A 25,100-nucleotide genomic window follows, 5' to 3' on the forward strand; every position below is an offset into this window, starting at 1 on the left:
GCGCTTCATTGCGCTCGGGCGTTCGTACGTCAGTTTTTGGCGATCAGACGGAACGGGGTATTATCCAGTGTCCAAGTCCCTAGACAGTTTCAATTGTCGCTCCACGCTCACCGTCAACGGTGTCGACTACGTCTATTACAGCCTGCCCAAGGCTGAGGCGAACGGTCTTGCCGGCGTTTCGAAGCTCCCCTACTCGATGAAGGTGCTGCTCGAAAACCTGCTGCGCAACGAAGACGGCCGCTCCGTCACCAAGAAGGACATCGAGAACGTCGCAGCCTGGCTGAACGACAAGGGCACCGCCGAAAACGAAATCGCCTACCGCCCGGCCCGCGTTCTGATGCAGGACTTCACCGGCGTTCCCGCCGTTGTCGACCTCGCTGCCATGCGCGACGCCATGGTGTCGCTTGGTGGCGATCCGGAAAAGATCAACCCGCTGGTGCCCGTCGACCTCGTCATCGACCACTCGGTTATCGTCGACGAATTCGGCACTCCGAACGCCTTTGCCCGCAACGTCGAGCTGGAATACCAGCGCAACGGCGAGCGTTACCGCTTCCTGAAGTGGGGCCAGCAGGCGTTCAAGAACTTCCGCGTCGTGCCGCCCGGCACCGGTATCTGTCACCAGGTCAATCTGGAATATCTGGGCCAGACTGTCTGGACCCGTGAAGAAGACGGCGAAATCACGGCCTACCCGGACACCTGCGTCGGCACCGACAGCCACACGACGATGATCAACGGCCTCGGCGTTCTCGGCTGGGGCGTCGGCGGCATCGAGGCTGAAGCCGCGATGCTCGGCCAGCCGGTCTCCATGCTGCTGCCCGAGGTCATCGGCTTCAAGCTCACGGGCAAGCTCAAGGAAGGCGTGACGGCGACCGACCTCGTGCTGATGGTCGTGCAGATGCTGCGCAAGAAGGGTGTTGTTTCGAAGTTCGTCGAATTCTTCGGCCCCGGCCTCGACAACATGACGCTCGCCGACCGCGCCACCATCGGCAACATGGGTCCGGAATACGGCGCCACCTGCGGCTTCTTCCCGGTCGACAGCGAAACCATCAACTACCTCACCATGTCCGGCCGCGAAGAACAGCGCATTTCGCTGGTCGAAGCCTACTCCAAGGCTCAAGGGATGTGGCGCGATGGTGACGGCTCCGAGCTGGTGTTCACCGACACGCTCGAACTCGACCTCGGCGACGTTGTTCCGGCCATGGCCGGTCCGAAGCGTCCGGAAGGCCGCATCCCGCTGGAAAGCATTGCATCCGGTTTCGCAACCGCCCTCGAAGGCGACTACAAGAAGCCGGGCCAGCTTTCGAACCGCTACGCTGTCGAAGGCACCGACTTCGATCTCGGCCATGGCGACGTTGCCATCGCTGCGATCACGTCGTGCACCAACACGTCCAACCCGTCGGTTCTGATCGCCGCCGGCCTTCTCGCCCGCAACGCCGTTGCCAAGGGCCTGAAGTCCAAGCCGTGGGTCAAGACCTCGCTTGCACCGGGATCGCAGGTCGTCGGCGAATACCTCGCCAAGTCGGGCCTGCAGAAGGACCTCGACGCGCTTGGCTTCAACCTCGTCGGCTTCGGCTGCACCACCTGCATCGGCAACTCCGGTCCGCTGCCGGCCCCGATCTCCAAGACGATCAACGACAAGGGCCTGATTGCCGCCGGCGTTCTCTCCGGCAACCGCAACTTCGAAGGCCGTATTTCGCCGGACGTTCAGGCCAACTACCTCGCCTCGCCGCCGCTCGTCGTCGCCTATGCACTCGCCGGAACGGTTCAGAAGGACCTGACCAACGAGCCGCTCGGCGAAGATCGGGACGGCAACCCGGTCTTCCTCAAGGACATCTGGCCGACCTCCAAGGAAATCCAGGAGTTCATCTTCAAGTACGTGACCCGCGAACTCTACGCGACCAAGTACGCCGACGTGTTCAAGGGCGACGAAAACTGGCAGGCCGTTCAGGTTCCTCCGGGCCAGACCTACGCCTGGGACGATGGTTCGACCTACGTGCAGAACCCGCCCTACTTCGTTGGCATGGGCAAGTCCGGCTTGGGCATCTCCGATATCAAGGGTGCTCGCGTTCTCGGCCTGTTCGGCGACAAGATCACCACCGACCACATCTCGCCGGCCGGTTCGATCAAGGCGGCTTCGCCGGCCGGTTCGTACCTCATCGACCATGGCGTCGGCGTCGCCGACTTCAACCAGTACGGTACGCGTCGCGGCAACCATGAGGTGATGATGCGCGGCACCTTTGCCAACATCCGCATCCGCAACCACATGCTCGGCCCGAACGGCAAGGAAGGTGGCTACACCATCCACTATCCGTCGAAGGAAGAGATGTCGATCTACGATGCGGCCATGCAGTACAAGGAAGAGGGCGTTCCGCTCGTCATCTTCGCCGGCGTCGAATACGGCAATGGCTCGTCGCGCGACTGGGCTGCAAAGGGCACCAACCTGCTCGGCGTCAAGGCCGTGATCGCCCAGTCCTTCGAGCGTATCCACCGCTCGAACCTGGTCGGCATGGGCGTCATCCCGTTCGTCTTCGAACAGGGAACGACTTGGGAATCGCTGGCCTTGAAGGGCGACGAGATCGTCACGATCGACAATCTCGCCAACGTTCAGCCGCGCGAAAAGCGCGTCGCCAAGATCACCTATGGCGACGGCAGCGTGAAGGACGTTCCGCTCGTTTGCCGCATCGATACGCTCGATGAAGTCACCTACGTCAACAATGGCGGCATCCTGCAGACGGTTCTGCGCGACCTCGCCGCCTGATCGCTCTGGTTGCTTGAAACATTGAAAGGCCGGGATACCGCAAGGTGTCCCGGCCTTTTCACGTTTCCTATAGGTTGCCTGCCCATATCCTCACTCCAACGTGACTTCCCGTTGAAGCATCGGCGTCGTATGTAATGGACTTCCCCGTGAAGTAGGCCTGTCGGCCGCCAATGAAGTGACGCCATGACATTCGCAGACAGATATTTCCTTCGCCCCGTTGCAATGGCTTTCGGGCTTTTTGCTGCAGCGTCGGTTCCGGCTATGGCTGAGGATGGCAAGGTTATCAAAGGCGTCGTCGAACTCTTCACCAGCCAGGGCTGTTCCTCCTGCCCTCCAGCCGATGCCGCCTTGAAGAAGCTGGTCGATGACGGCGACGTGGTGGCGCTGTCCTATCACGTCGACTACTGGAACTATCTCGGTTGGAAAGACACGCTCGCCTCGACAGAGAACACAGACCGGCAATATGCCTATGCCCGCATGCTGGGTCGAAATGGCGTCTACACACCGCAGGCGATCCTCAACGGTCGCGACCACGTCAACGGCGCCAATCTGCAGGCGATCAAATCCCGGCTCGACGCCATGAAGACCGCCGGCAAGGGGCTTGCCGTTCCGGTTGACGCGAAGATCAACGGCGAGGAGATTTCGATCAAGGTCGGCGCGGGTGACGGCAAGGCAAATGTCGTCGTCGTCTATTTCGACCGGGCGAAGATCGTCAATGTCGAGAAAGGCGAAAACAGCGGCAAGAAGATCGCCTACTGGCACGCAGTGCGCGATATCCAGACCATTGGCATGTGGGATGGCAAGCCTGCGACCTTCACCCTGCCTGCAACCGTCCTGACGGAGCAGCGTGGCAAAAGCGGCTGCGCGGTGCTGTTGCAGTCGATGAAAGATGCTGAAACCCCGGGCGCGATCATCGGCGCGACTGCCGTGCTCGCCGGCCCGCAGGGCAAACTGTGAGCGGCTGCAGGACGCTTTAAGTCGGAATCGATTTAGGGAAAATAGGCGGCATGCCTGAACCATTACAGCGTCCTTTGCGCGTCATACTTGACGCGCGGCGCTGTAAGGGGTGGTTCGGCCCGGCAGCATCGAGGGGCTGGGGCTGAGGGTTCGAAGTTACCGGACCGAACCGGCCATGACTGCGTTCTTTGAAGGTCACGCAGCATGACGATCTGACCGGACATACGGTGGCAACGACTCTGTCCGTCAGCGCCCGCGAGTTTTGCGGTGAATTGGGGCGGCGATTTGACTGAAATGGGGCAGAGGCAAGAAATGCCATCTGCACCCAGCGGCTCCGGCCGGTTCCGGCTTGCTTTTCGGCTCGTGTCAGGCAAACTGTTATCGTTCTGTCACAACAGAAGGCCGGATTGCCGATGACCGATGAGCCGGATTTGCCGCGAGGCGAGGCGCGACATCAGCGCCAGACCACTTCTGAAGTGGTCGTCGATCTCTCGGAATACAAGAACGCCCGGAATGCTCCTCCCATCACCTTTCACCGCCGAGAACTCGACCAGATCCTGTGGGTCTACGGCCGCATGGTCGGCGAAGGCGAATGGCGCGACTACGCCATTGACCACCTGAAGGACCGCGCCGTCTTCTCCGTTTTCAAGCGCGCGGGCGAGATGCCTCTCTTCCGCATCGAAAAAAACCCGAAGCTGGCGGCCAAGCAAGGTGCCTTTAGCGTGCTCAACGTCCACGGCACGATTCTGAAGCGCGGGCACGAGCTCGGACAGGTCCTGAAGGTTTTCGACAAGGCGCTCAAGCTGGTCGAAACCTGAGACGCCACATCGGAACGATCGGAGAGTCAGGCCCACATGCCGGCTCTGGCTTCGCTGACATCTGCCCTCAGGCTTGATAAAGCGTATCCGGGTAGACGCCCTCGGGCGGATCGCTCGTCGCTCGATCGCCCAGCGCAAGCTGCATGATCGCGGTATCGAGCCACCGTCCATGCTTGAAGCCGGTCGCCTTCATCAGCCCATGATGTTCGAAACCCAATGATTGATGGACCGCGATCGATGCGGGATGGGCACCGCCGATGACCGCCACCATCTGGCGAAATCCAAGCGCCGTGCAGCGGCGAACAAGCTCGGCGAGCAGCATCCTTCCTGCCCCCTTCCCCCGTGCCGAAGGCGCCAGGTAGATCGAATCCTCGACCAGGAAGCGATAGGCCGTCCGCGTGCGGAAGGCCGAGGCATAGGCGTAGCCGATGATCATGCCCGCCGCGTCGATCGCGACGATGTAGGGATAACCATGGCCGACGATGGTGGAGAAGCGCGCTGCCATTTCCGCCTGCGACGGAGGCGCGACCTCATAGGTCGCCACGCCGTTCAGAACGGATTCGCGATAGATCTCGGCAATGGTGGGCAGATCGGAGACGGTGGCGTCGCGCAGGGTCAGGGACATGGAAGGATCTTGACGGTTGGATTTTTTCATTCAGTCACATGGATCGCACCCGTGGATCAAGCCCTTTTCCGGGCAACAAAAAAGGCGGCCGAAGCCGCCTTTTCCGTCAATCTCTTCAGGCTTAGTTGTTCCGGTTGCCCATGAACTGCAGCATGAACATGAACAGGTTGATGAAGTCGAGGTAGAGCGTCAGCGCGCCCATGATCGCCTTGCGGCCAGCAACGGTGCTGTCGTCGGCATCGTAGTACATTTCCTTGATCTTCTGCGTGTCGTAGGCGGTGAGGCCTGCGAAGATCAGCACGCCGATCACGGAGATTGCGAAGCCGAGTGCCGAAGAGCCGAGGAAGATGTTGACGATCGACGCGATGATGACGCCGAACAGACCCATGATCAGGAACGAGCCCATGCCGGACAGGTCCTTCTTCGTGGTGTAGCCGTAGAGCGACAGTGCACCAAACGAGGCGGCGGTCACGAAGAACGTCTGCACGATGCTCTGGCCGGTAAAGACCATGAAGATCGACGACAGCGAAACGCCCATCAGGGCCGCATAGACCCAGAACGTCATCTGCGCGGCAGAAACGCTCATGCTATTGATGCGGAAGCTCATGAAGAACACGAGACCCAGCGGAGCGAGCATGACGACCCATCTCAGGGGCGACGCATAGAGAAGTTGGGCGAATGCCGGATTGGAGACGGCAAGCGCGAATGTTCCGTAAGCTGCCAGGCCGGTGATCGCCAGGCCGAGGGCCATCAAGTTGTAGACCTTCAGCATGTAGGTGCGAAGGCCTTCGTCGATCACGGCACCCGCCTGAGCGCCGGCGGGCGACATTCGGGTTTGGTAGTTTCTCAGATCAGCCATTGTTTCCTCATTTAAGCCCCGGTTGAACTTACGGTGTCGGGCGGATGACCTGACCGATCGGCCATCATCCCATGCCCAGGCGCCGCTGCGGGGCTCCAGCATGCCTGTGGATAAATATGATGCCGAAAGCCCTTGCGTACAAGACCTTCAGACCCGTGATTCGGCACAGCCTGGGCGTTTATGGCCTTGTATGACAGGGATTTACGGTTAACTCCGTCCGCTCAGAGCTCCCGCAGGACCGGCGCCGCCTTCTGACCCAGCACACGCCAGGTGCCGGCAAGCCCGATGCCAACAGTCATCACCAGCGCAATGACGACCGTGGCAACCGCAACATCCGGCAGGAAACTCGACGGCAGCTTCATGATCCGGCTGACGACGTACCAGGCGGAGACGCCGCCCGCAAACAGCGCAAAGACCGCGGTTGCAAGGCCAAGGATGATGTATTCGTAGCTGAAGGCACGGATCAGCGTGGCGCGCGTGGCGCCCAGCGTCTTCAGCACCACCGCATCGTGGATGCGCGCCCGATTGCCGGCAGCAAGCGCGCCGGCCAGCACCAGGACGGAGGCGACGAGCGCGACGGCGGCGGCAGCACGGATCGCCGTTGCCAGCTGCCCGAGAAGCGCGTTCACAATGTCGAGAGCATCCTTTACCCGCACGCTGGTGATCGTCGGATAGGCGTTGGTCACGGCTTTCAGCACCGTCGCCTCCTCCTCCGGCGTCGCGCCGGGATCGATCACCGTTGCGAGCCACGCATGCGGAGCGCCGGCAAAGGTGTTGGGCGAGAATACCATCACGAAGTTGATCGACAGCGATTCCCATTCGACATTGCGGAAGTTGGCGATCTTGGCGGTGATGTTGCGGCCAAGCACGTTGACCGTCACCATGTCGCCGATCTTCAATCCGAGCTCGCGCGCCTCTTCCGCCGAAAACGACACCAGCGGCTCGCCGCTATGGTCGGGCGCCCACCAGCTGCCTTCTGCAAGCGTCGAATTCTCCGGCTTGTTCTTGGCATAGGTGATGCCGCGGTCGCCGCGCAGCACCCACTGGCCACTCGGCGGGACGTTGCGACTGTTCACGTCCTCGCCGTTGAAGGCGACGATACGGCCGCGCAGCATCGGCACTTCGATGACCTTGCCATCAGGCATCGATCCGTTGAGCAGCGCGCGGAACCCCTCGATTTCGCTTCCCTGGATATCGACGAAGAAGAAATTGGGCGCCCGCTCGGCCATGCTGCCGGTCAGTTCGCGCCGAAGATTGCCGTCGATCAACGCAAGCGTGACGAGAAGCGCAAGACCGAGGCCGAGCGACAGCACCACCGAAGGCGTGAGCGCGCCCGGTCGATGGATGTTGCCGATCGCCAGCCGTAACGACGGCGAGTTGACGCGCGGGCTACGGCGCGCAAGCCATGAGATCAGCAGCGAGACGAGACGCAGAACGATGAAGGCGAAGGCGATCGCGCCGAGGAACACGAGCGAGATGTAGCGGTCATAGGCGGTCCAGATGGCAAGTCCTGCAAGCGCGCCCAGGCAGGCGAACGCGCCGACCAGATAGGGCCATGCGGGAAAGCCCGAGGGGTCGAAGCCCTGCTGGCGAAAGAGCGCTGTCGCCGGGATGCCGCGTGCGCGGCCGAGCGGAAGGATGGCGAACGCAAGCGCCGTCAACACGCCGAACAGGGCGGCGATGCCGAGCGCACCGGGATAGAGCCTGAACTCCGTCGAAATCGGTAGCAGATCGGCAAGAAACTGTGCGGCGACGAAGGGAATGAGCGCACCGAGAACAAGCCCTATGGCGATGCCGATCAGAGCGATCAGGAGGATCTGCGACAGATAGATCATCGCCACCAGCGAGGCAGGCGCACCCAGGCACTTGAAGGTGGCTATGACGCTGCGCTTCTGGTCGAGATAGGCGCGCACGGCATTGGCGACACCAACGCCGCCGACGATCAGGGCCGTCAACCCGACAAGCGTCAGGAACTGCGAAAAACGGGTGATATTGGCGGTCAGCGACGGGGCCGCGTTGGAGCTGGTGCGGATCGACCAGCCGGCCGACGGAAAGCGCGTCTCGGCGTCGCCGCGGACCGCGTCGACCCGGGTCGGATCGCTCACCTTCACCTTGTAGCCGTGTTCGACAAGACTTCCCGTCTGCACGAGACCCGATGCGTTGAGCGTTTCATCCGAAACCATCAGGCGCGGTGCGAAGCCGAATCCGTCGGAGAGCGCATCCGGCTCGCGCACGATCTTGCCTGAAATCTTGATGCGGGCATTGCCCAGCAGGATTTCATCACCGACGGAAATGCCGAGGCGATCAAGCAACAGCGGTGCGGCCACCGCACCGAACACGTCGCCCTGCCGCGCCAGCAGACTGCCAAGCGGCTGATCCGGTTGGCTTTCCAGCTTGCCATAGAGCGGATAGGCTGCATCGACGGCTTTCAACTCGACGAGTGCCTGGTTCGATCCATCGGGCAAACGCGCCATGGAGCGAAGGCCCGCTGAAACCGAGACGGGTCCGAGCCCGTCGAGGAACGCGCGCTCCTCTGTCGTTGCCACCCGGTTGTTGAGCTCGAAGCGGATGTCGCCGGCAAGCAGCTCGCGCCCCTGGGACGCGATCGTCGCGGTGATCGATTGCGACAGCGAGTTGACGCCGGCGATCGCCGCCGTGCCAAGCGCGATGCAGGCGAGGAAGATATAGAACCCCTTGAGGCCGCCGCGCATTTCGCGCAACGCCAGCCGCAGGGCGAGCAGTGGGCGCAGTCGGATCGCGAGGGCCTCGCTCATGCGGATGCCGCTTCCTGGCGCTGCGTTTCGACGACCGGTTCGAACGCGCCACTGGAAATGATCTCGCCGGAGCGCACCCGCACCTGCCGCGAGCAACGGGCCGCGAGCGCTGCGTCATGGGTGACCAGCACCAGTGTCATGCCCCGGTCACGCTGTTCGGCGAAAAGCAGATCGGCGATCTGCCGGCCCGTCTCGTCATCGAGATTGCCGGTCGGCTCATCGGCGATCAGCAGCTTCGGCGACGGCGCGAGTGCACGGGCGATCGCCACGCGCTGCTGCTCGCCGCCGGAAAGCTGGCCGGGATAGTGGCTCAAGCGCTCGCCGAGGCCGACGGCCACAAGCTCCTTGCGCGCGATCTCGAAGGCGCCGGGAACATTGGCGAGTTCGAGCGGCACGGCAACGTTTTCGAGGGCTGTCATGTTGGGGATGAGGTGGAAGGATTGGAAGACGATGCCGATGTTGCGCCCGCGGAAGTCGGCGACCCTGTCCTCGTTCAGCCGGTGCAGCGGCGTGCCGTCGATAATGATTTCGCCGCGGTCCAGCCGTTCAAGGCCAGCCAGCACCATCAGCAGCGTCGACTTGCCCGAACCGGAAGGCCCGACGATGCCGACGGACTCGCCGGCGTCGATTGTCAGGCTCATGCCTTTCAGCACATGCACCGAGGCCGCGGCTTCGCCGAGGGTGAGGTCGGCATTTTTGAGCTCGATGATGGTACTGGCCAAGCGAAACAATCCTATATGAAACGGAAAGGGAATAAGAAAACAGCACCCGCGATTTAGGAACAGACCCATGGCATTAAAAGGATTTCAACGGTTTTTCTTGGGGCTCGCAATGACAATTGCGTTATCGGCGGCAGCACGGGCCGAAACGATCAGCCTCGTCGGCTTCGGCGACAGCCTGATGGCGGGTTATCAGCTGCCTCCCGAGGATGCCTTCCCGGCCCGGCTTGAAAAGGCGTTGAAGCAAAAGGGCCTCGATGTCACGGTGGCGAACGCCGGCGTTTCTGGCGACACCAGCTCAGGCGGCCTTGCGCGCATCGACTGGTCGATACCCGACGGCACCAAGGGTGTCATCCTGGAGCTTGGCGCCAACGACGCGTTGCGCGGCATTCCGCCGGAAGAAACCCGCAAGAACATCGAGGCGATGATTTCACGATTGAAGGAGCGCGGCATCGCCGTGCTGCTCGCCGGCATGATGGCGCCGCCGAACATGGGTGCCGACTATGCCGCCCGGTTCAATCCGATCTATCCGGAACTCGCAGAGAAATACGGGCTGCAGCTCTACCCCTTCTTCCTCGACGGCGTTGTCACCGACGCAGCACTCAAGCTTGAGGACGGCATGCACCCGAACGGCAACGGCGTCGGCACGATGGTCGATAAGGCGCTGCCCGTGGTCGAACGTTTCATTGCAACATTGTCAAAGGCGGAGTGAACAAATCATCCACAGTTAAGAGAGTGTTAATATTCGCAAGCGTCAAATAGTAGTTGCCTGCAGACTCGATGCGTGATTCGCTGAGACATCTGCAAGAGATTCGGGGAGCTCGCCATGCCGAGACTATTCACCGCCCTCGAAATTCCGCGCAATGTTGCGATGAGTCTTTCATTGCTGCGCGGAGGTCTTCCCGGAGCTCGCTGGATCGATGTGGAGAACTACCACATCACCTTGCGCTTCATTGGTGACGTCGACTGGCGCACCGCAGACGAGATCATCGACAAGCTTGACCGGATCGAAAGACCGGAATTCCAGCTGCAACTGACCGGCACCGGCGCCTTCGGCTCGAAGAAGCCACACTCGGTCTGGGCTGGGGTCAGCAATCACCCGGAAATGTACGCGCTGCAGGCCGAAATCGAGCGCATCTGCCAGAGGCTGCGGCTGCCGGCCGACCCGCGCAAGTTCACGCCGCATGTCACGCTTGCAAGGCTGCGCTCCAGCCGCGTCGAGGATGTGGTCGAATATCTCTCCGGACGCGGCAACTTCATGGCCTCACCCTTCACCGTCTCACGTTTCGTGCTTTTGTCGTCGCGCGATTCCGTCGGCGGCGGCCCCTACCTCACCGAAGAGGTGTTTCCGCTTCACGAAGTCCGCTCTTCGAGCCTTTCCAGCAACGACGAGCATCCGGCCTCCAACATCTGGTAAAGGCGTTTGAACGCTTCGGGACCGTCATAATAGGGATCAGGAACGTCCTGGTCCCGCCCCGAAGCGTAGCTCAGAAACAGATCGATCCTGTCTTCAAGCCCCGCCGGCGCGAGCTGGCGAAGCGTCTTGACGTTCTCCCCATCCATGCCGAGGATCAGGTCGAACGCCGCAAAGTCGGCCTTTGAAACCTTGCGCCCGCGAAGGCCGGAAATGTCGATGCCGTGCCGGCGCGCCGCCTCGATCGACCGGCGGTCCGGTGGATCGCCGATATGCCACCCACCCGTACCGGCAGAATCGACAGAAATCTGTGACGCCAGACCCTTTTGCGCCGCGAGCTCGCGCAGCACGCCTTCAGCCAGAGGTGACCGGCAGATATTGCCGAGACAAACAAAAAGAATTCGGACCGGTTTCATGCTATCCATTTCAAGGAGATAAGAGGCCAGCCGACTTATACGCGGCGGCACAGCCTTGGAACAGACGCGGTGAAAGGGAGGAACGGATGAGGCCGGAGAAACTCGACGAGGCGGCAATCGCCGAGCATTTGCACAAGATGGAAGGGTGGGTGCGCGCCGAAGACGGCGCCTCCATCTGGAAAGCTTTTCGCTTCAAGAATTTCGTCGAGGCTTTCGGCTTCATGACGGAGATGGCGATCGTTGCCGAAAAGCTCGATCATCACCCGGAATGGTTCAACGTCTACAACCGCGTCGACGTGACGCTCACGACGCACGACGCCAGCGGCCTCACCGAACTGGACTTCAAGCTGGCTGCCAGAATGGACAAGGCTGCGGCCGGCCGCATGCCCGACCATTTGAAATAGATTTTGAAATGGATCTGGCACTTCCCATATTGTTGAGCGTTGCAACATCGGAAGCGAGGCGATGGACGACGTAAAGATTGGTGAAATTCTCCTGCCCGGCGAAGAATCCGAACAGGAGCGCAGGGAAAAGCGCGTCAAGCGACGCTTCTGGCCGACCTTTCGCCGCGCCGCCCGGCAGATACCGTTCAGCCGGGAACTCGTGGCTGCCTATTATTGCGCGATCGACCCGAAGACGCCGACGCGCACGCGCGGCATCCTGCTGGCGGCACTGGCCTATTTCGTGCTGCCGCTCGACTTCCTTCCCGATGTGCTCGCCGTCGTCGGATTTTCCGATGATGTCGCGGTTCTGACTGCCGCCTTTGCCGCCATCAGCGGGCAAATCAAGGAAGCCCACTACCTCAAGGCCGACGAGACGCTGGCCGACAATCCCGAGGAATGACCGCGGAAAATGCGGTCCGTCCGTGTGTGCGCCGTATTCCTGCCCAAAAGTCAAACTCTTGCCCAATTCTTTGTGGCATAGACATTTTGGAACGACACGCATCGAAACGTCTTGGTTGAGACGCGCGTTGTTTGGAATGGCATGGGGCAGGAAACGATCCGGAAGAGCTGTTCGAGGCGCCGAACACTCGACGCCGGAAGAGCGCTCCAAAAAATTGACGGACGGCAGATCTGCGGATGCTGGAGCGAAGGCGACAAATGCTTCGTTTCGGGGCTGAAACCAGCGGATTTTGGCCCTCGTTGACGGTTTGGTAACCTGAATTAAGTCACAACAATTGAAATCATGACTACGCGTCGCCCGTCTGACCTGTTTCGGGTGATCGAAAAGCAAGAAAAGCGGCAGGACCTCATGTTTGTAAGAAAGATCGCAACCGCAATCGCACTCGTTCTGGCAACCGCCAGCATGGCTGCCGCCCAGTCTCCGACGCGCATCCAGCAGTTCAACGCCTGGGGCGCCTATTCCTACAATTCCGGCGGCGGCAAGGTCTGCTATGTCCTGTCGGTTCCGAAGGAAAAGAGCCCGGCCGGCGTCGACCACGGCGACATCTTCTTCCTCGTTTCCCAGCGCCCCGGCCAGAACATCAGCTACGAGCCGCAGGCCATGATGGGCTACCCGCTGCAGGAGAACTCGAAGGTCAACGTCGTCATCGACGGCCGCACCTTCGTGATGTTCACCAAGGGCAACTCTGCCTGGGTCGAGAACGCCGCTGAAGAGCCGGCGCTCGTTGCCGCGATGAAGACCGGCAAGGCGATGTCGGTCAACGCCAAGTCGCGCAAGGGCACCACGACCACCTACGCCTATTCGCTGTCGGGCATCTCGGCTGCACTGAAGCAGATCGAAGCCTGCAAGTAGGCTCTCGCCACTTTGGCAGAACACAAGGCCGGCGCCTGACGCCGGCCTTTTTGCATTCAGGATTGACGCCTGCGCGTGACTCTTGAGCAAAACAATGCTACAGCCCCGGCAAATTAAGAGCCCCCGCGCCCTATTGGCCGCGCTTGAAGGCTCGACCGATTTCAATTCGAGCATCAGGACAATCTCCGGACCCTTCTCCGGACGGGCGTTTTCTGTACGACAGGACACCAGAGCATGGCAGCCACTGAAATCTTGAACCGGGTGGATACCGTCAAGGCACCGCAGGCGCGCATCGCACCGCAGGCCGAGAAGCCTTCGCTGATCGGGCTGTTGCGCGAGGACATGGCCAAGGCCCTGGTCGAAAAAGGTATTCCCGAGCGTCAGGTGAAGATGCGCGTCAGCCAGCTCTGGCACTGGCTCTACGTGCGCGGTGTTTCCGACTTCGACGAGATGCTGAACGTCTCGAAGGACATGCGCGAGATGCTGAAGCAGCATTTCACCATCGCCCGGCCGGAGATCGTCGAGGAGCAGACCTCGGGCGACGGCACCCGCAAGTGGCTGCTGCGCTTTCCCGCCCGCGGCGCCGGCCGCCCGGTCGAGATCGAAACGGTCTACATCCCCGAAGAGGGCCGCGGCACGCTCTGCATCTCCAGCCAGGTCGGCTGCACGCTCACCTGTTCCTTCTGTCACACCGGCACGCAGAAGCTGGTGCGCAACCTGACGGCCGAGGAAATCCTGGCGCAGCTGCTGCTCGCGCGCGACCGGCTCGGCGACTTCCCGGAGCGCGACACGCCCCAGGGCGCGATCGTGCCGGCGGAAGGCCGCAAGATCACCAACATCGTCATGATGGGCATGGGCGAGCCGCTCTACAATTTCGAGGAGGTCAAGACCGCCCTGTTGATCGCCTCCGACGGCGAGGGCCTGTCGCTCTCCAAGCGCCGCATCACGCTTTCGACCTCCGGCATCGTGCCCGAGATCTATAGGACCGGCGACGAGATCGGTGTCATGCTGGCGATCTCGCTGCATGCGGTGCGCGACGACCTGCGCGACATGCTAGTGCCGATCAACAAGAAATATCCGCTGAAGGAACTGATGGATGCCTGTCGCGCCTATCCGGGCCTGTCGAACGCGCGCCGCATCACCTTCGAATATGTGATGCTCAAGGACGTCAACGACAGCCTCGAGGACGCCAAGGAACTGGTGAAGCTCTTGAAGGGCGTGCCGGCGAAGATCAACCTCATTCCGTTCAACCCTTGGCCGGGCACCAACTACCAGTGTTCCGAGTGGGAGCAGATCGAGAAATTCGCCGATTTCATCAACCAGGCGGGCTACGCCTCGCCGATCCGCACGCCGCGCGGCCGCGACATCCTGGCCGCCTGCGGCCAGCTGAAGTCCGAATCCGAGCGCATGCGCAAGGTCGACCGGCTCGCCTTCGAAGCAATGATGATTGCCAATCACGGCGAGGACTGAGCCATCAGGTGGGTGCGGCGCGGTTTTCCGCCCGCATTTCACCTTTCACGACTCAAAGACGATCGCAACGCCCTCGGATTGTGTCGATCCGCACCATCTCAACCGCAGGCATGTCGTGATCGATGAAGAACTTTGATGGGTGATGCAGTTCCTATCGATTGATTTCATGTCACCGGTTTCCTAAGAAAGCGGGCAATCAATCTAGGAGGACACCCATGCGCTCACTTCTCGTCGCCCTTGCCGCCACGGTGGCATTTACCCTGCCCGCACGCGCCGATGAGGTGACCGTCGCCGTAACCGCGATCGTCGAACACCCGGCTCTCGATGCCGCACGCGACGGTGTGAAGGACGCGCTGGCCGCAGCCGGCTACAAGGAGGGCGAAAACCTCAAGTTCCTCTACGAGTCCGCCCAAGGCAACCCGGCGACCGCAGCACAGATCGCCCGCCAGTTCGCCGGTGAAGCGCCTAATGTCATCGTTCCGATCTCGACCCCGTCGGCCCAGGCCGTCGTTTCCTCGACGCGCGATATTCCGGTGGTCTTCACCGCCGTGTCCGACCCGATCGGCGCACAACTGGTCAAGGACATGGACAAGCCGGGCGGCAACGTCACCGGTCTTTCCGACATGTCGCCGGTCGCCGAGCACGTCGCGCTGATCAAGGAAATCCTGCCGAACGCCAAGTCGATCGGCTACCTCTACAACTCCGGCGAAGCCAACTCCGTGTCGCTTCTGGCAGTCTTGAAGACGGAAGCCGAAAAGGCCGGCCTGACCGTGGTCGAATCCGCGGCAACGAAGTCGGCCGAAGTCCAGGGTGCGGCCCGCGCACTCGTCGGCCGCGCCGACGTGATCTACGTTCCGACCGATAACACGATCATCTCCGCGCTCGAAGGTGCGATCGCCGTGGCTGAGGAAGCCAAGTTGCCGCTCCTCACCGCTGACACGGATTCGGTCGCGCGCGGCTCGCTCGCGGCTCTCGGCTTCAACTACTACGATGTCGGCAAGCAGACCGGCGAAATCGTCGTTCGCATCCTCAAGGGCGAAAACCCGGGTGATATCGCCGTCAAGGTTGCCGCCGGTTCCGACCTGGTGATCAACAAGAAGGCCGCTGAAAAGATGGGCGTCACCCTTCCGGAAAGTGTCGTCAAGCGCGCTACACGCGTTGTCGAATAAGGCTTTGAGCCTTTTCAGGTTCAAGTTTATTGCGTTTTGGCCGCCCTCGTTCCATACGAGGGCGGTTCGTTATTGGAGCACGGCGTTTCCCTCGGGGCACGCAAGATGCGCTCTGACAGTTTGAAGCTGCGCCGACGCCGGATCTCTGGACGTCATGGCCAACCGGAGACGCCGCGCTGATAGAACAAGCTTAAGGCGCGCGGCAAAAAAAGAGGGTCGGGGGTTTGAGTCAAATCGCTTTCTGGGGAGCCGTCGAACTGGGGCTGGTCTACGCCTTTGTCGCCGTCGGCGTCTTTCTCGCATTCCGGGTTCTCGACTTCCCTGACCTGACGGTCGACGGTTCGTTCCCGCTCGGCGCCGCGGTGACCGCGGTGCTGATCATCGCCGGCGTCAACCCGTGGATCGCGGCCTGTGTCGCCATGGTGGCGGGTGCCGCCGCCGGCATCGTCACGGCGATGCTCAACGTGCGCTTCAAGATCCTCAATCTGCTGGCCTCGATCCTGACGATGATCGCGCTGTTCTCGGTCAATCTGCGCGTGATGGGCAAACCCAACGTCGCGCTGATCAACGCCGACACCATGCTCTCGCCGTTCTTTGGCCTGGGGCTTCGTGATTTCTACGTTCGCCCGCTGTTCATCGGCATCCTGGTGCTCGTTGCCGTCATCGTCGTCTGGCGCTTCCTCGAAAGCGATGCGGGTCTTGCGATGCGGGCAACCGGCGCCAATGCGCGCATGGCCCGTGCGCAAGGGGTCGACACCAACCGGCAGATCTATCTCGGTATGGCGATCTCGAACGCGCTCGTTGCCTTCGGCGGCGCGCTCTTTGCCCAGACCAACGGCTTTGCCGACGTCACTTCCGGGGTCGGTACCATCGTCGTCGGCCTTGCAGCCGTCATTATCGGCGAGACGCTGCTCGGCGCCCGCGGCATCCTGATCGCGCTGATCGGCTGCGTGCTCGGCTCGATCCTCTATCGCATCGCCATCCAGCTGGCGCTGTCGACCGACATGCTCGGCTTGCAGGCCTCCGATCTCAATTTCGTGACCGCCGTGCTCGTCACCTTCGCCCTCATCCTTCCCCGACTTCGTCGCGGAGGTGCGGCATGATCAGCGTCAAGAACATCCAGGTCGTCTTCGGCAAGGGAACGCCGCTGCAGAAGCAGGCGCTGAACGGCGTCGACCTCACAATCGAGCAGGGCTCCTTCGTCACCGTCATCGGCTCCAATGGCGCCGGCAAATCGACGTTGCTCGGCGTTCTCGCCGGCGACGTGCTGCCGAGTGCGGGCCAGGTGACGATCGGCAAGACCGATGTGACCCGCAAGGGCACCGCCGCTCGCGCCGGCCTTGTCGCCCGCGTGTTTCAGGATCCGCTGACCGGTAGCTGCGGTGCGCTTTCGATCGAAGAGAACCTGGCGCTCGCCGCCAAGCGCGGCGAGAAGCGTGGCCTGATGGCAGCGCTCGGGCCGAAGCGCCGCGAACATTTCCGCGAGCGCATCGCCGAGCTTAATCTCGGCCTCGAAAACCGCATGGGCGACCGCATGGACCTGCTTTCGGGCGGCCAGCGCCAGGCGGTCTCGCTGGTCATGGCGACACTTGCCGGCTCCGAAGTGCTGCTGCTCGACGAACATACCGCCGCCCTTGATCCCGGGATGGCCGAGTTCGTTATGAACCTCACCCAGAAGATCGTTTCCGAGCGCAGGCTGACGACGATGATGGTTACCCACTCGATGCGCCAGGCGCTCGACTATGGCCATCGCACCGTCATGCTGCATGGCGGCGAGATCGTGCTCGACGTTGCCGGCGACAGCCGCAAGGAATTGCAGGTCGAGGACCTCATCGCCATGTTCCGCCGCATCCGCGGCCAGACGCTCGACGACGACGCGCTGCTCATCGGCTGACCCCGTCGCTTACGGGGCGATCAGAGCTTGCCCCTCATCTGCCTGCCGGCATCTTCTCCCCGTAAAGACGGGGAGAAGAGACAAGTGGCAATCTCTCAGCCGTTCTCCGGCAAACGGCGTGAAGTGCCATCTACCGTTTCACACGTCTCCCCATGCTGCTCCGGCGATCGCCGTTGCCGCCGAACGATGCAGCACGTGCTCTTCTCCCCACATGCGGGGAGAAGATGCCGGCAGGCAGATGAGGGGCGAAACCCTCCGAAGACGCCCTATCGCGCCGTCGTCATGAAGATCTTCACCGCAAAGACAGGGAAGACGCCGGCAAAACTGTAGTCGAGCGCCCGCATGAACCCCTTGTTGCGCTGCAGCCAGGAGGACAGCCAGTCGGCGGTAAATACCACCAGCATGTTTACAGGCATGCCGATGACGATGAACATCGCGCCGAGGAACAGAAGCTTGCCCGTCACCGATGCATCGTTGGCGCTGACGAACTGCGGCAGGAAAGTCATGAAAAAGATGATGACCTTGGGGTTGAGCAGGTTTACCCAGAAGCCCGACGAGACGTTGGAAAGAGCCGTACCGCCGGAACCTTCGACGGTCTTGACCGAAAGCGTCGATCCGTGGCGGATCGCCTGAACCGCAAGCCAGAGCAGATAGGCGGCACCTCCGGTCTTCAGCACCATGAACGCAGCAGGCGAGGCCGTGATCAGCGCCGAGATGCCGAAGGCGACCAGTAGGGTGTGAACGACGATGCCGAAGCTCGTCCCGAGCACCACGAATAGGGCGGCCTTCTTGCCTTGCGACAGCGCGCGGCTGATCGAAAGCGTCATGTCCGGCCCCGGCGTTGCCGCAAGCAGCAGCGTGGCGGCAGCAAAGCCGAACAGCGTGGGCAGGCTGGGAAGGAAGTCCATGTGCGCGATTCCTGGAACACTCGGTGACCTCGTCTATTCCGGAGCGTCGGCTTTTGCCAGCGGATTTGGGTGTCGCAGCGTTCTTCCGCTTGTATCCAGGCGTGTTCCGGATAAAGTGCCGCAGAATTTCCAAGGCGGCACGCCGCCCTCTTCCAAGACCAGACGGACGGAAACCATGGCATCGCATAAAGACGTGAAAAAGGTCGTTCTCGCCTATTCGGGCGGTCTCGACACCTCGATCATCCTGAAGTGGCTGCAGACCGAACTCGGCGCCGAAGTTGTGACGTTTACGGCAGACCTCGGCCAGGGCGAAGAACTGGAGCCGGCGCGCAAGAAGGCCGAGATGCTCGGCATCAAGGAAATCTACATCGAGGATGTGCGCGAAGAGTTCGTGCGCGATTTCGTCTTCCCGATGTTTCGCGCCAACGCCGTCTATGAGGGCGTCTACCTGCTCGGCACCTCCATCGCGCGTCCGCTGATTTCCAAACACCTGATCGACATCGCCAAGAAGACCGGCGCTGACGCGATCGCCCACGGCGCCACCGGCAAGGGCAACGACCAGGTTCGCTTCGAGCTGTCGGCATACGCGCTCAACCCCGACATCAAGATCATCGCTCCATGGCGCGACTGGTCGTTCAAGAGCCGCACCGACCTGCTCGAATTCGCCGAGAAGCACCAGATCCCGGTCGCCAAGGACAAGAAGGGCGAGGCTCCCTTCTCTGTCGACGCCAACCTCTTGCACTCCTCCTCCGAGGGCAAGGTTCTGGAAGATCCGTCGCAGGAAGCCCCGGAATACGTGCACATGCGCACGATCTCGCCGGAAGCGGCTCCCGACAAGGCAACCGTCATCAAGGTCGGTTTCGAGCGCGGCGACGCCGTCTCGATCAACGGCGTGCGCCTTTCGCCGGCAAACCTGCTGGCAAAGCTCAACGACTACGGCCGCGACAATGGCATCGGCCGGCTCGACCTCGTCGAAAACCGCTTCGTCGGCATGAAGTCGCGCGGCGTCTACGAGACCCCCGGCGGCACCATCCTGCTGTCGGCACACCGCGCGATCGAATCGATCACGCTCGACCGTGGCGCCGCCCACCTCAAGGACGAGCTGATGCCGCGCTACGCCGAGCTGATCTATTACGGCTTCTGGTTCTCGCCGGAGCGCGAGATGCTGCAGGCGGCGATCGACAGGAGCCAGGAGCATGTCGAAGGCGAAGTGACGCTGAAGCTCTACAAGGGCAATGTCATGGTCACCGGCCGCGAAAGCCCGAAGTCGCTCTATTCCGACAAGCTGGTCACCTTCGAAGACGACCAGGGCGCCTACGACCAGAAGGATGCTGCCGGCTTCATCAAGCTGAATGCGCTGCGCCTGCGCACGCTGGCTGCACGCAACCGTTAAAAGCGGCAAGCACCTGACAAGAAAAAGCCTCCGCGACCCGGGTCGCGGAGGCTTTTTCGTTTCGTCTTATTCAGCCGCTTCCGGCAGGGGCTGCGTGCCATCGACTGGCGCCGCCAATGGCGTCAGGCGAACGGTGCGGCGATACCAGAGATAGCTGAACACGCAGAGAAGGCCGAAGCTCGGAATGATCGTGCCGAGCGCCAGCACCGGCACGCCGACAACGGCCGCCAAGGCGCCGCCGAGAAGGCCGGCGCCCATCTGGATGAAGCCCATCATCGCCGACGCCGTACCGGCGATATGCGGGAAAGGCGCCATGGCCGCCGTCATCATGTAGGGCATGACGAAGGCGATGCCGAAGGCGTAGACGCCGACCGGCGCCATCACCGCCAGGAAGCTCGGTTCGAGCGCGTGCATGGTGTAGGCGAGCGCCACACTGCCGAGCGCGATGAAACAAAGACCGACCGGCACCAGCGCCTGCGGCGTGAACCGCCGCATTAACAGCCGCACCGTGACCGTGCCCGAGAAGAAGAAACCGGATTGCATCAGCATGCCGACGCCGAATTCGGTCGGCGTCAGCCCGACCGTGCCGATCAGGACGAAGGGCAGCATCGTCGCTTGGGCGTAGAGCGCGCCGACGGCGCCGGCAATCACCAGGGTCGAGGAGACGAAGCGGGTATCTGTCAGAAGCTCGCGATAGGCGGCAAGGATCGGCCGCAGATGGCCCTTGGCCGGATCGGGCGTCGCGGTTTCGGCCATGAAGAACTGCACGCAAACGCAGGCCATCAGCGCAAAGCCGACCATCAGGAAGAAGATAGACTGCCAGCCGAAGAGGCCAAGCGCCAGGCCGCCGAGCGTCGGCGACACCGCCGGCCCGATGGCCAGCATCATGCCGATCATGTTCATGATCCGCGCCGCCTGAAGGCCGGTGAACTGGTCGCGCACGATGGCGCGCGCAACCGTCATGCCGACGGAGGCGCCGATGCCCTGCACCAGGCGCCCGGCGAGCAGGACCGCGACCGATGGGGCAAAGGCTGCCATCAGGCTGCCGGCGAGGTAGATGGTCATGAAGATCAGCGTCGTGCGCCGGCGGCCGATGACGTCGGAGAGCGTGCCCGAAACCAGCTGTGCGAAGGCGAAGCCTGCGAAGTAGAGCGACAGCGTCATCTTGATCGCCGCCTCGCTGGAGGAGAAGGCGCGGACCAGTTCGGGCATTGCCGGTGTATAGAGCGCCATGGAAACGGGGCCGAGCGCGACAAGGAAGGCGCCGATGATGCTGGTGCGCCGTTCGCTCATGCGGCGCGTCATGGCTTTGCACCCTTCTCCTTGCCGGCGACGCACGGATCGAGGCCGCGCAAATTTTCGCGCAGGATACGCAGGTTGGCGCAGAGCATGTCGCGCGTCGCCTCGTCGAGCCCTTCCGTATAGGCATTCATCATCTCGCGCAGCCCCGCCATCAGCTCGGCGAGCAGCGGATCGGCCTTGTCGGTGATGACGACGTTCTTGGCGCGGCGGTCGGCCGGGTCGGGCAGACGGGCAACCAGCTCCATCGCCTCCAGCCGGTCGAGATAGGCCGACAGCGTCATCGGCTCGATGCCCATGCGCGTGGCGATTTCCGCCTGCTTGATGCCCTCGGTCAGCGCCACCTGGATCAGCGTGCGCGCTTCACCGGGCGTGATGCCGAGATCCATGGCGTTGACCTTGCGGTCAAAAGCGCCACGCAGAAGGCGGGAGACATCGGTCAGCAACATGCCGATGGTTTCGGATTCGAGTTTTGTCGGCATCAGGATCGTTCACGAGAGATATAATAAGTTTTCCTTATCATACCCCTTGCCAACTTTCAACGCGGGAGCGGCGAGGCTCAGCCCTCGAGCTCCTCGCGCAGCATCTCCAGTTCCAGCCATTCCTCTTCCATGCGGGCGAGATCGCCGCGAAGCTTTTCCAGCTCCTTCGCCAGTTTCGCAAACGTATTCGGGTCCTTGGCAAAGAGGTTGGGGTCGGCCATCCGCTCCTCGCGCTTGGCTGCCTCCGCCTCCGCCTTGGCGATTTCCTTCGGCAGGTTTTCGAGTGCAAACTTCTGCTTGTAGGAGAGCTTGCCCTTGGCCTTCGGTGCCTCGGCTGCGGGGGCAGCGGCATCGGCCACCTTGGCCTTTTCCGCCTTCTCCGTCTTGCGCCGCTCTTCGATCGCGCCCTTGCGCTGCGCCATCATGTCGGTGTAGCCGCCGGCATATTCGATCCAGCGGCCGTCAGGCGCTTCGGGATTGGCCGGCGCGATGGTCGAGCTCACGGTGCGGTCGAGGAAGTCGCGGTCGTGGCTGACGAGGATGACGGTTCCGGCAAAGCCGGCGACGACCTCCTGAAGCAAGTCCAGCGTCTCGATGTCGAGATCGTTGGTCGGCTCGTCGAGGATCAGCAGGTTGGTGGCGCGGGCGAGAATGCGTGCCAGCATCAGCCGGGCGCGCTCACCGCCCGACAGTTCGCGGATCGGGGTGCGCGCCTGCTCCGGCTGGAACAGGAAGTCCTTCATGTAGCCGGTGACATGGCGCTGCTCGCCGTTGACAATCAGGCTCTCGCCCCGGCCGTCGGTCAGGTAGTGGGCCAGCGTATCGTCGAGGTTGAGATCCTCGCGCTTCTGGTCGAGCGTCGCCATCTCAAGATTGGTGCCGAGTTTCACCGTGCCGGTATCCGGCTCGATCTGCCCGGTCAGCATCTTCAAAAGCGTCGTCTTGCCGGCACCGTTCGGGCCGACAAGGCCGATCCGGTCGCCACGGTGCACGCGAATGGAAAACGGCGCAACGATCGTCCGCTCGCCGTAAGCCTTGGTGATCTTCTCCGCCTCGATCACCAGCTTGCCCGATTCCTTGGCGTCGGAAGCCGCCGCCTGAACGGAGCCCTGCGGCCCCTTGTGGCCGCGATGGCGCGAGCGCATGTCCTGCAATTCGCCGAGACGACGCATGTTGCGCTTGCGCCGGGCGGTAACGCCGTAGCGCAGCCAATGCTCCTCGCGCTCGATCGCCTTGCCGAGCTTGTGCTGCTCCAGCTCTTCCGCCTCCAGCACCTCGTCGCGCCAGGCCTCGAAATGGCCGAAGCCGCGGTCGAGCCGGCGGGATTGGCCGCGATCGAGCCAGACCGTCGCGTTCGAGACCTTTTCGAGGAAGCGCCGGTCGTGCGAGATCAGCACCAGGGCCGAACGGCTGCGGGTCAGCTCGTCTTCGAGCCATTCGATCGTCGGCAGATCGAGATGGTTGGTCGGCTCGTCGAGCAGCAGGATATCCGGCTCCGGCGCCATCACCCGGGCAAGCGCTGCGCGGCGCGCCTCGCCGCCGGAAAGGCGTGCCGGGTCTTCTTCGCCGGTCAGACCCAGGTGCTGCAGTAGGTAAGCGACGCGATACGGGTCGTCGCTTGGGCCAAGGCCCGACTCGGCATAGGCCTGCACCGTGTCGTAGCCTTCGAAATCCGGTGCCTGGGGCAGGTAGCGAACGGTCGAGGACGGATGGCGGAAGACCTCGCCCGATTGCGCTTCGGCAAGACCGGCGGCGATCTTCATCAGCGTCGATTTGCCGGAACCGTTGCGCCCGACAAGGCAGATGCGATCCCCCGGCTCCACCTGCAGGTTGGCGCCGGCCAGAAGCGGCGTGCCACCGAAGGTCAGGAAGATATCGTCGAGTTTCAGAATGGGAGGCGCCAAGGCTCAGGCTCCGGAAAGGTCATAGGGGCGGGCGAGAACGATCGCCCGGCCGGTGTCGAGGGAAATGCGAAGGGGACCCTCCGCGACATTGGAAACGGTGCGCGAAGACCCGAACGGCAACGTGAAATCGGTGAGCGGATAACGCGCGTTGACGATCGTAAGCCCGATGAGATCGGTCAGTCCGAGGATCGAGAATAGGCTGCCCTTCGGCAGATCGATTTCGATCTCGCCTGCAAGCAGCGGATAGGCCTCCTCCTCACCCGAGGTCATGAACACCGGCAACCCACGTTCGGCCAGCGAAGCAGCCTGAAGCAGGTGCAGGAAGGCATGGTCGCTGCGTGATCCTCCGAGCGCGCCGGCAAAGATCAAGGCTTCGGCGCCACGCGACAGCGCCGCCTCGACAGCGATTTCGCCATCGGTCGCAGCCTTGGCGGCGGGATAGGGCTCGCGCGGGACATCGGCAAATTCCGCGAGCAGCGCCTCCTCGGTCGAATCGAAATCGCCCACCCAGACGTCGGGGGTCACGGATAGCACCCGCGCATGCCGCATGCCGCCATCGGCCGCAACGAAGCGGCTGCCTGCGAGCTGGCGCGCAAGGCGATCGGTCGGGGTCAGTGCACCGCCGAGCAGAATGGTGAAGGTGGATCGGGCCATGGCAAAGCCCATAGCGCAAAGGCACGGGCAAGGAAAAGCAAGAAAACCGAACAAGGGCGCGATCCGGCGATTTTGCGTCCTCGTTGTCAGTGATCTTCGGGCAAGGTATCGGGAAACAGCATCTCCGCATAGATCCCGGGGTTGGAATCGGGGATCTCGATGGCGCCGACCGTGCGTCGGTAGAATTCGGCCGGGCCGACGCCGCCGATGATGGCGTAACCGTAGCCTGCGTCACGCATCGCCGTCAGGCTCACGCGCAAGAGCGCCTCGCCGATCCCCGTCCGCGCATGGCCTCGTCGACGCCCGTCGGCCCGAAGAAACCGAGCGCTGTGACATCGTGGCAGGCAAAGCCGACGATCCGGTCCTCGAACACCGCGATGTGCATGCACGTCGGCGTCGATCTGAAGGCCGCCTCCGCCTCGCCCGCCCAGCCGGAGCCAAATGTCTGCTCGATCCAGGGAACAACAAGCTTCGTTCGGGTGCCATTGCGCGGTGAATGCCGATACCGTCAGCAAGCGGTGATCTCGCTTGTGCCGGCAGTGCATAAAGGCGAACGAGCATGTCAGTCATCGCAGGCTCCTTCGGCGTCTGCAAACTCTGCCGACGATTTTACCCCATGCGCCGCGGCGCGAAAATGCGGGGCGGGCGCTTTTGCCGTCCTCAAACTTCGCTTGCCATCAAACCGGCTCGGCGGTAAATCTCTACCCGCTCTAACGGGGTGCCTTCCGACCGCATGGCGGCCGAAGGCTGAGAGGCGTTGAACGCCAACCCGCGGAACCTGATCCGGCTCATACCGGCGGAGGGATTAGACGCGATCGGATCGATACGCCCT

General features: G+C 62.4%; 23 protein-coding genes, 1 pseudogene and 1 riboswitch. Of the genes and pseudogenes, 13 read left to right on the plus strand and 11 right to left on the minus strand.

The window, feature by feature from the left end; genetic code table 11:
* Positions 1-67: 67 nt before the first annotated feature.
* From acnA to IB264_RS17900, 3 genes are all read left to right on the plus strand, one after another.
* On the plus strand, positions 68-2,758 hold the full coding sequence (gene acnA / locus IB264_RS17890) for an aconitate hydratase AcnA (protein WP_025425188.1): 2,691 nt from the start codon (positions 68-70) through the stop codon (positions 2,756-2,758).
* A gap of 183 nt (positions 2,759-2,941) precedes the next feature.
* Entirely contained in the window at positions 2,942-3,715 is a 774-nt protein-coding gene (locus IB264_RS17895) for a thioredoxin family protein (protein WP_025425189.1), read from the plus strand.
* Between the two features lie 413 nt (positions 3,716-4,128).
* The gene (locus tag IB264_RS17900; RefSeq protein ID WP_038576579.1) at positions 4,129-4,533 is read left to right on the plus strand and encodes a DUF2794 domain-containing protein; all 405 of its coding nucleotides are present in this window, start codon (positions 4,129-4,131) and stop codon (positions 4,531-4,533) included.
* A 67-nt stretch (positions 4,534-4,600) separates the two neighbouring features.
* On the opposite strand, the gene IB264_RS17905 is transcribed toward IB264_RS17900, so the two are convergent.
* The 4 genes from IB264_RS17905 to IB264_RS17920 all read right to left on the minus strand — a co-directional run bounded on the left by IB264_RS17905 (position 4,601) and on the right by IB264_RS17920 (position 9,513).
* Positions 4,601-5,158: a GNAT family N-acetyltransferase gene (locus IB264_RS17905; protein ID WP_025425191.1), complete on the minus strand. Its 558-nt coding sequence runs from the start codon at positions 5,156-5,158 to the stop codon at positions 4,601-4,603.
* Between the two features lie 121 nt (positions 5,159-5,279).
* On the minus strand, positions 5,280-6,017 hold the full coding sequence (locus tag IB264_RS17910; protein WP_025425192.1) for a Bax inhibitor-1/YccA family protein: 738 nt from the start codon (positions 6,015-6,017) through the stop codon (positions 5,280-5,282).
* A gap of 221 nt (positions 6,018-6,238) precedes the next feature.
* Positions 6,239-8,791 (minus strand): ABC transporter permease, encoded by a 2,553-nt coding sequence (locus tag IB264_RS17915; protein ID WP_025425193.1) that lies wholly within the window; start codon positions 8,789-8,791, stop codon positions 6,239-6,241.
* Positions 8,788-9,513: an ABC transporter ATP-binding protein gene (locus tag IB264_RS17920; protein WP_025425194.1), complete on the minus strand. Its 726-nt coding sequence runs from the start codon at positions 9,511-9,513 to the stop codon at positions 8,788-8,790. The genes IB264_RS17915 and IB264_RS17920 overlap by 4 nt, the downstream gene beginning before the upstream one ends.
* Positions 9,514-9,580: 67 nt before the next feature.
* On the opposite strand from IB264_RS17920, the gene IB264_RS17925 reads away from it, so the two are divergent.
* Positions 9,581-10,222 (plus strand): arylesterase, encoded by a 642-nt coding sequence (locus IB264_RS17925; protein ID WP_025425195.1) that lies wholly within the window; start codon positions 9,581-9,583, stop codon positions 10,220-10,222.
* Positions 10,223-10,336: 114 nt separating this feature from the next.
* Positions 10,337-10,927, plus strand: a complete 591-nt coding sequence (gene thpR / locus IB264_RS17930; RefSeq protein ID WP_025425196.1) for an RNA 2',3'-cyclic phosphodiesterase — start codon at positions 10,337-10,339, stop codon at positions 10,925-10,927.
* On the opposite strand, the gene IB264_RS17935 is transcribed toward thpR, so the two are convergent.
* Positions 10,864-11,340: a low molecular weight protein-tyrosine-phosphatase gene (locus IB264_RS17935; protein ID WP_025425197.1), complete on the minus strand. Its 477-nt coding sequence runs from the start codon at positions 11,338-11,340 to the stop codon at positions 10,864-10,866. The genes thpR and IB264_RS17935 overlap by 64 nt on opposite strands.
* Before the next feature lie 86 nt (positions 11,341-11,426).
* Between IB264_RS17935 and IB264_RS17940 the strand changes: the two genes are divergently transcribed.
* From IB264_RS17940 to IB264_RS17970, 7 genes are all read left to right on the plus strand, one after another.
* Positions 11,427-11,744 carry a 4a-hydroxytetrahydrobiopterin dehydratase gene (locus tag IB264_RS17940; RefSeq protein WP_025425198.1) on the plus strand — a complete coding sequence of 106 codons (318 nt, stop codon included), beginning with the start codon at positions 11,427-11,429 and terminating at the stop codon, positions 11,742-11,744.
* A gap of 61 nt (positions 11,745-11,805) precedes the next feature.
* The gene (locus IB264_RS17945; protein ID WP_025425199.1) at positions 11,806-12,183 is read left to right on the plus strand and encodes a YkvA family protein; all 378 of its coding nucleotides are present in this window, start codon (positions 11,806-11,808) and stop codon (positions 12,181-12,183) included.
* Between the two features lie 408 nt (positions 12,184-12,591).
* A complete protein-coding gene (locus tag IB264_RS17950) occupies positions 12,592-13,095 on the plus strand; it encodes an invasion associated locus B family protein (protein WP_025425200.1) in 504 nt (167 codons plus the stop codon).
* Between the two features lie 234 nt (positions 13,096-13,329).
* Entirely contained in the window at positions 13,330-14,565 is a 1,236-nt protein-coding gene (gene rlmN / locus IB264_RS17955) for a 23S rRNA (adenine(2503)-C(2))-methyltransferase RlmN (RefSeq protein WP_025425201.1), read from the plus strand.
* A gap of 215 nt (positions 14,566-14,780) precedes the next feature.
* Positions 14,781-15,734: an ABC transporter substrate-binding protein gene (locus IB264_RS17960; RefSeq protein WP_025425202.1), complete on the plus strand. Its 954-nt coding sequence runs from the start codon at positions 14,781-14,783 to the stop codon at positions 15,732-15,734.
* Positions 15,735-15,958: 224 nt separating this feature from the next.
* Positions 15,959-16,837 carry an ABC transporter permease gene (locus IB264_RS17965; RefSeq protein ID WP_025425203.1) on the plus strand — a complete coding sequence of 293 codons (879 nt, stop codon included), beginning with the start codon at positions 15,959-15,961 and terminating at the stop codon, positions 16,835-16,837.
* Complete coding sequence (locus tag IB264_RS17970; protein ID WP_025425204.1) at positions 16,834-17,628, plus strand: ABC transporter ATP-binding protein; 795 nt, start codon at positions 16,834-16,836, stop codon at positions 17,626-17,628. Before IB264_RS17965 ends, IB264_RS17970 begins: the two co-directional genes overlap by 4 nt.
* A gap of 266 nt (positions 17,629-17,894) precedes the next feature.
* Here IB264_RS17970 and IB264_RS17975 read toward each other — a convergent pair whose 3' ends face one another.
* Positions 17,895-18,536 (minus strand): LysE family translocator, encoded by a 642-nt coding sequence (locus IB264_RS17975; protein ID WP_025425205.1) that lies wholly within the window; start codon positions 18,534-18,536, stop codon positions 17,895-17,897.
* Positions 18,537-18,711: 175 nt separating this feature from the next.
* On the opposite strand from IB264_RS17975, the gene IB264_RS17980 reads away from it, so the two are divergent.
* Positions 18,712-19,929, plus strand: coding sequence for an argininosuccinate synthase (locus IB264_RS17980; protein WP_025425206.1), 1,218 nt, complete (start codon positions 18,712-18,714; stop codon positions 19,927-19,929).
* Positions 19,930-19,995: 66 nt separating this feature from the next.
* On the opposite strand, the gene IB264_RS17985 is transcribed toward IB264_RS17980, so the two are convergent.
* The 5 genes and pseudogenes from IB264_RS17985 to IB264_RS18005 all read right to left on the minus strand — a co-directional run bounded on the left by IB264_RS17985 (position 19,996) and on the right by IB264_RS18005 (position 24,838).
* Positions 19,996-21,234 (minus strand): multidrug effflux MFS transporter, encoded by a 1,239-nt coding sequence (locus tag IB264_RS17985; protein ID WP_025425207.1) that lies wholly within the window; start codon positions 21,232-21,234, stop codon positions 19,996-19,998.
* Entirely contained in the window at positions 21,231-21,710 is a 480-nt protein-coding gene (locus IB264_RS17990) for a MarR family winged helix-turn-helix transcriptional regulator (RefSeq protein ID WP_025425208.1), read from the minus strand. Before IB264_RS17990 ends, IB264_RS17985 begins: the two co-directional genes overlap by 4 nt.
* A 77-nt stretch (positions 21,711-21,787) precedes the next feature.
* A complete protein-coding gene (locus IB264_RS17995; protein WP_025425209.1) occupies positions 21,788-23,614 on the minus strand; it encodes an ABC-F family ATP-binding cassette domain-containing protein in 1,827 nt (608 codons plus the stop codon).
* A 3-nt stretch (positions 23,615-23,617) separates the two neighbouring features.
* The gene (locus tag IB264_RS18000) at positions 23,618-24,268 is read right to left on the minus strand and encodes a thiamine diphosphokinase (protein ID WP_025425210.1); all 651 of its coding nucleotides are present in this window, start codon (positions 24,266-24,268) and stop codon (positions 23,618-23,620) included.
* 86 nt (positions 24,269-24,354) lie between these two features.
* Positions 24,355-24,838: pseudogene (locus IB264_RS18005) on the minus strand (GNAT family N-acetyltransferase).
* A gap of 134 nt (positions 24,839-24,972) precedes the next feature.
* A riboswitch (TPP riboswitch) is annotated at positions 24,973-25,090 on the plus strand.
* Positions 25,091-25,100: the final 10 nt, after the last annotated feature.

It is taken from the genome of Ensifer sp. ENS11, from assembly GCF_014851895.1.
Taxonomy (GTDB): Bacteria; Pseudomonadota; Alphaproteobacteria; order Rhizobiales; family Rhizobiaceae; genus Ensifer; species Ensifer canadensis.

Excerpts from the sequence above, each read along its gene's own strand:
- IB264_RS17895 (WP_025425189.1), top strand. The coding sequence starts at position 2,942 with ATGACATTCGCAGACAGATATTTCCTTCGCCCCGTTGCAATGGCTTTC.
- IB264_RS17900 (WP_038576579.1), top strand. The coding sequence starts at position 4,129 with ATGACCGATGAGCCGGATTTGCCGCGAGGCGAGGCGCGACATCAGCGC.
- IB264_RS17905 (WP_025425191.1), bottom strand. The coding sequence starts at position 5,158 with ATGTCCCTGACCCTGCGCGACGCCACCGTCTCCGATCTGCCCACCATT.
- IB264_RS17910 (WP_025425192.1), bottom strand. The coding sequence starts at position 6,017 with ATGGCTGATCTGAGAAACTACCAAACCCGAATGTCGCCCGCCGGCGCT.
- IB264_RS17915 (WP_025425193.1), bottom strand. The coding sequence starts at position 8,791 with ATGAGCGAGGCCCTCGCGATCCGACTGCGCCCACTGCTCGCCCTGCGG.
- IB264_RS17925 (WP_025425195.1), top strand. The coding sequence starts at position 9,581 with ATGGCATTAAAAGGATTTCAACGGTTTTTCTTGGGGCTCGCAATGACA.
- thpR (WP_025425196.1), top strand. The coding sequence starts at position 10,337 with ATGCCGAGACTATTCACCGCCCTCGAAATTCCGCGCAATGTTGCGATG.
- IB264_RS17935 (WP_025425197.1), bottom strand. The coding sequence starts at position 11,340 with ATGAAACCGGTCCGAATTCTTTTTGTTTGTCTCGGCAATATCTGCCGG.
- IB264_RS17940 (WP_025425198.1), top strand. The coding sequence starts at position 11,427 with ATGAGGCCGGAGAAACTCGACGAGGCGGCAATCGCCGAGCATTTGCAC.
- IB264_RS17945 (WP_025425199.1), top strand. The coding sequence starts at position 11,806 with ATGGACGACGTAAAGATTGGTGAAATTCTCCTGCCCGGCGAAGAATCC.
- IB264_RS17950 (WP_025425200.1), top strand. The coding sequence starts at position 12,592 with ATGTTTGTAAGAAAGATCGCAACCGCAATCGCACTCGTTCTGGCAACC.
- rlmN (WP_025425201.1), top strand. The coding sequence starts at position 13,330 with ATGGCAGCCACTGAAATCTTGAACCGGGTGGATACCGTCAAGGCACCG.
- IB264_RS17960 (WP_025425202.1), top strand. The coding sequence starts at position 14,781 with ATGCGCTCACTTCTCGTCGCCCTTGCCGCCACGGTGGCATTTACCCTG.
- IB264_RS17970 (WP_025425204.1), top strand. The coding sequence starts at position 16,834 with ATGATCAGCGTCAAGAACATCCAGGTCGTCTTCGGCAAGGGAACGCCG.
- IB264_RS17975 (WP_025425205.1), bottom strand. The coding sequence starts at position 18,536 with ATGGACTTCCTTCCCAGCCTGCCCACGCTGTTCGGCTTTGCTGCCGCC.
- IB264_RS17980 (WP_025425206.1), top strand. The coding sequence starts at position 18,712 with ATGGCATCGCATAAAGACGTGAAAAAGGTCGTTCTCGCCTATTCGGGC.
- IB264_RS17985 (WP_025425207.1), bottom strand. The coding sequence starts at position 21,234 with ATGACGCGCCGCATGAGCGAACGGCGCACCAGCATCATCGGCGCCTTC.
- IB264_RS17990 (WP_025425208.1), bottom strand. The coding sequence starts at position 21,710 with ATGCCGACAAAACTCGAATCCGAAACCATCGGCATGTTGCTGACCGAT.
- IB264_RS18000 (WP_025425210.1), bottom strand. The coding sequence starts at position 24,268 with ATGGCCCGATCCACCTTCACCATTCTGCTCGGCGGTGCACTGACCCCG.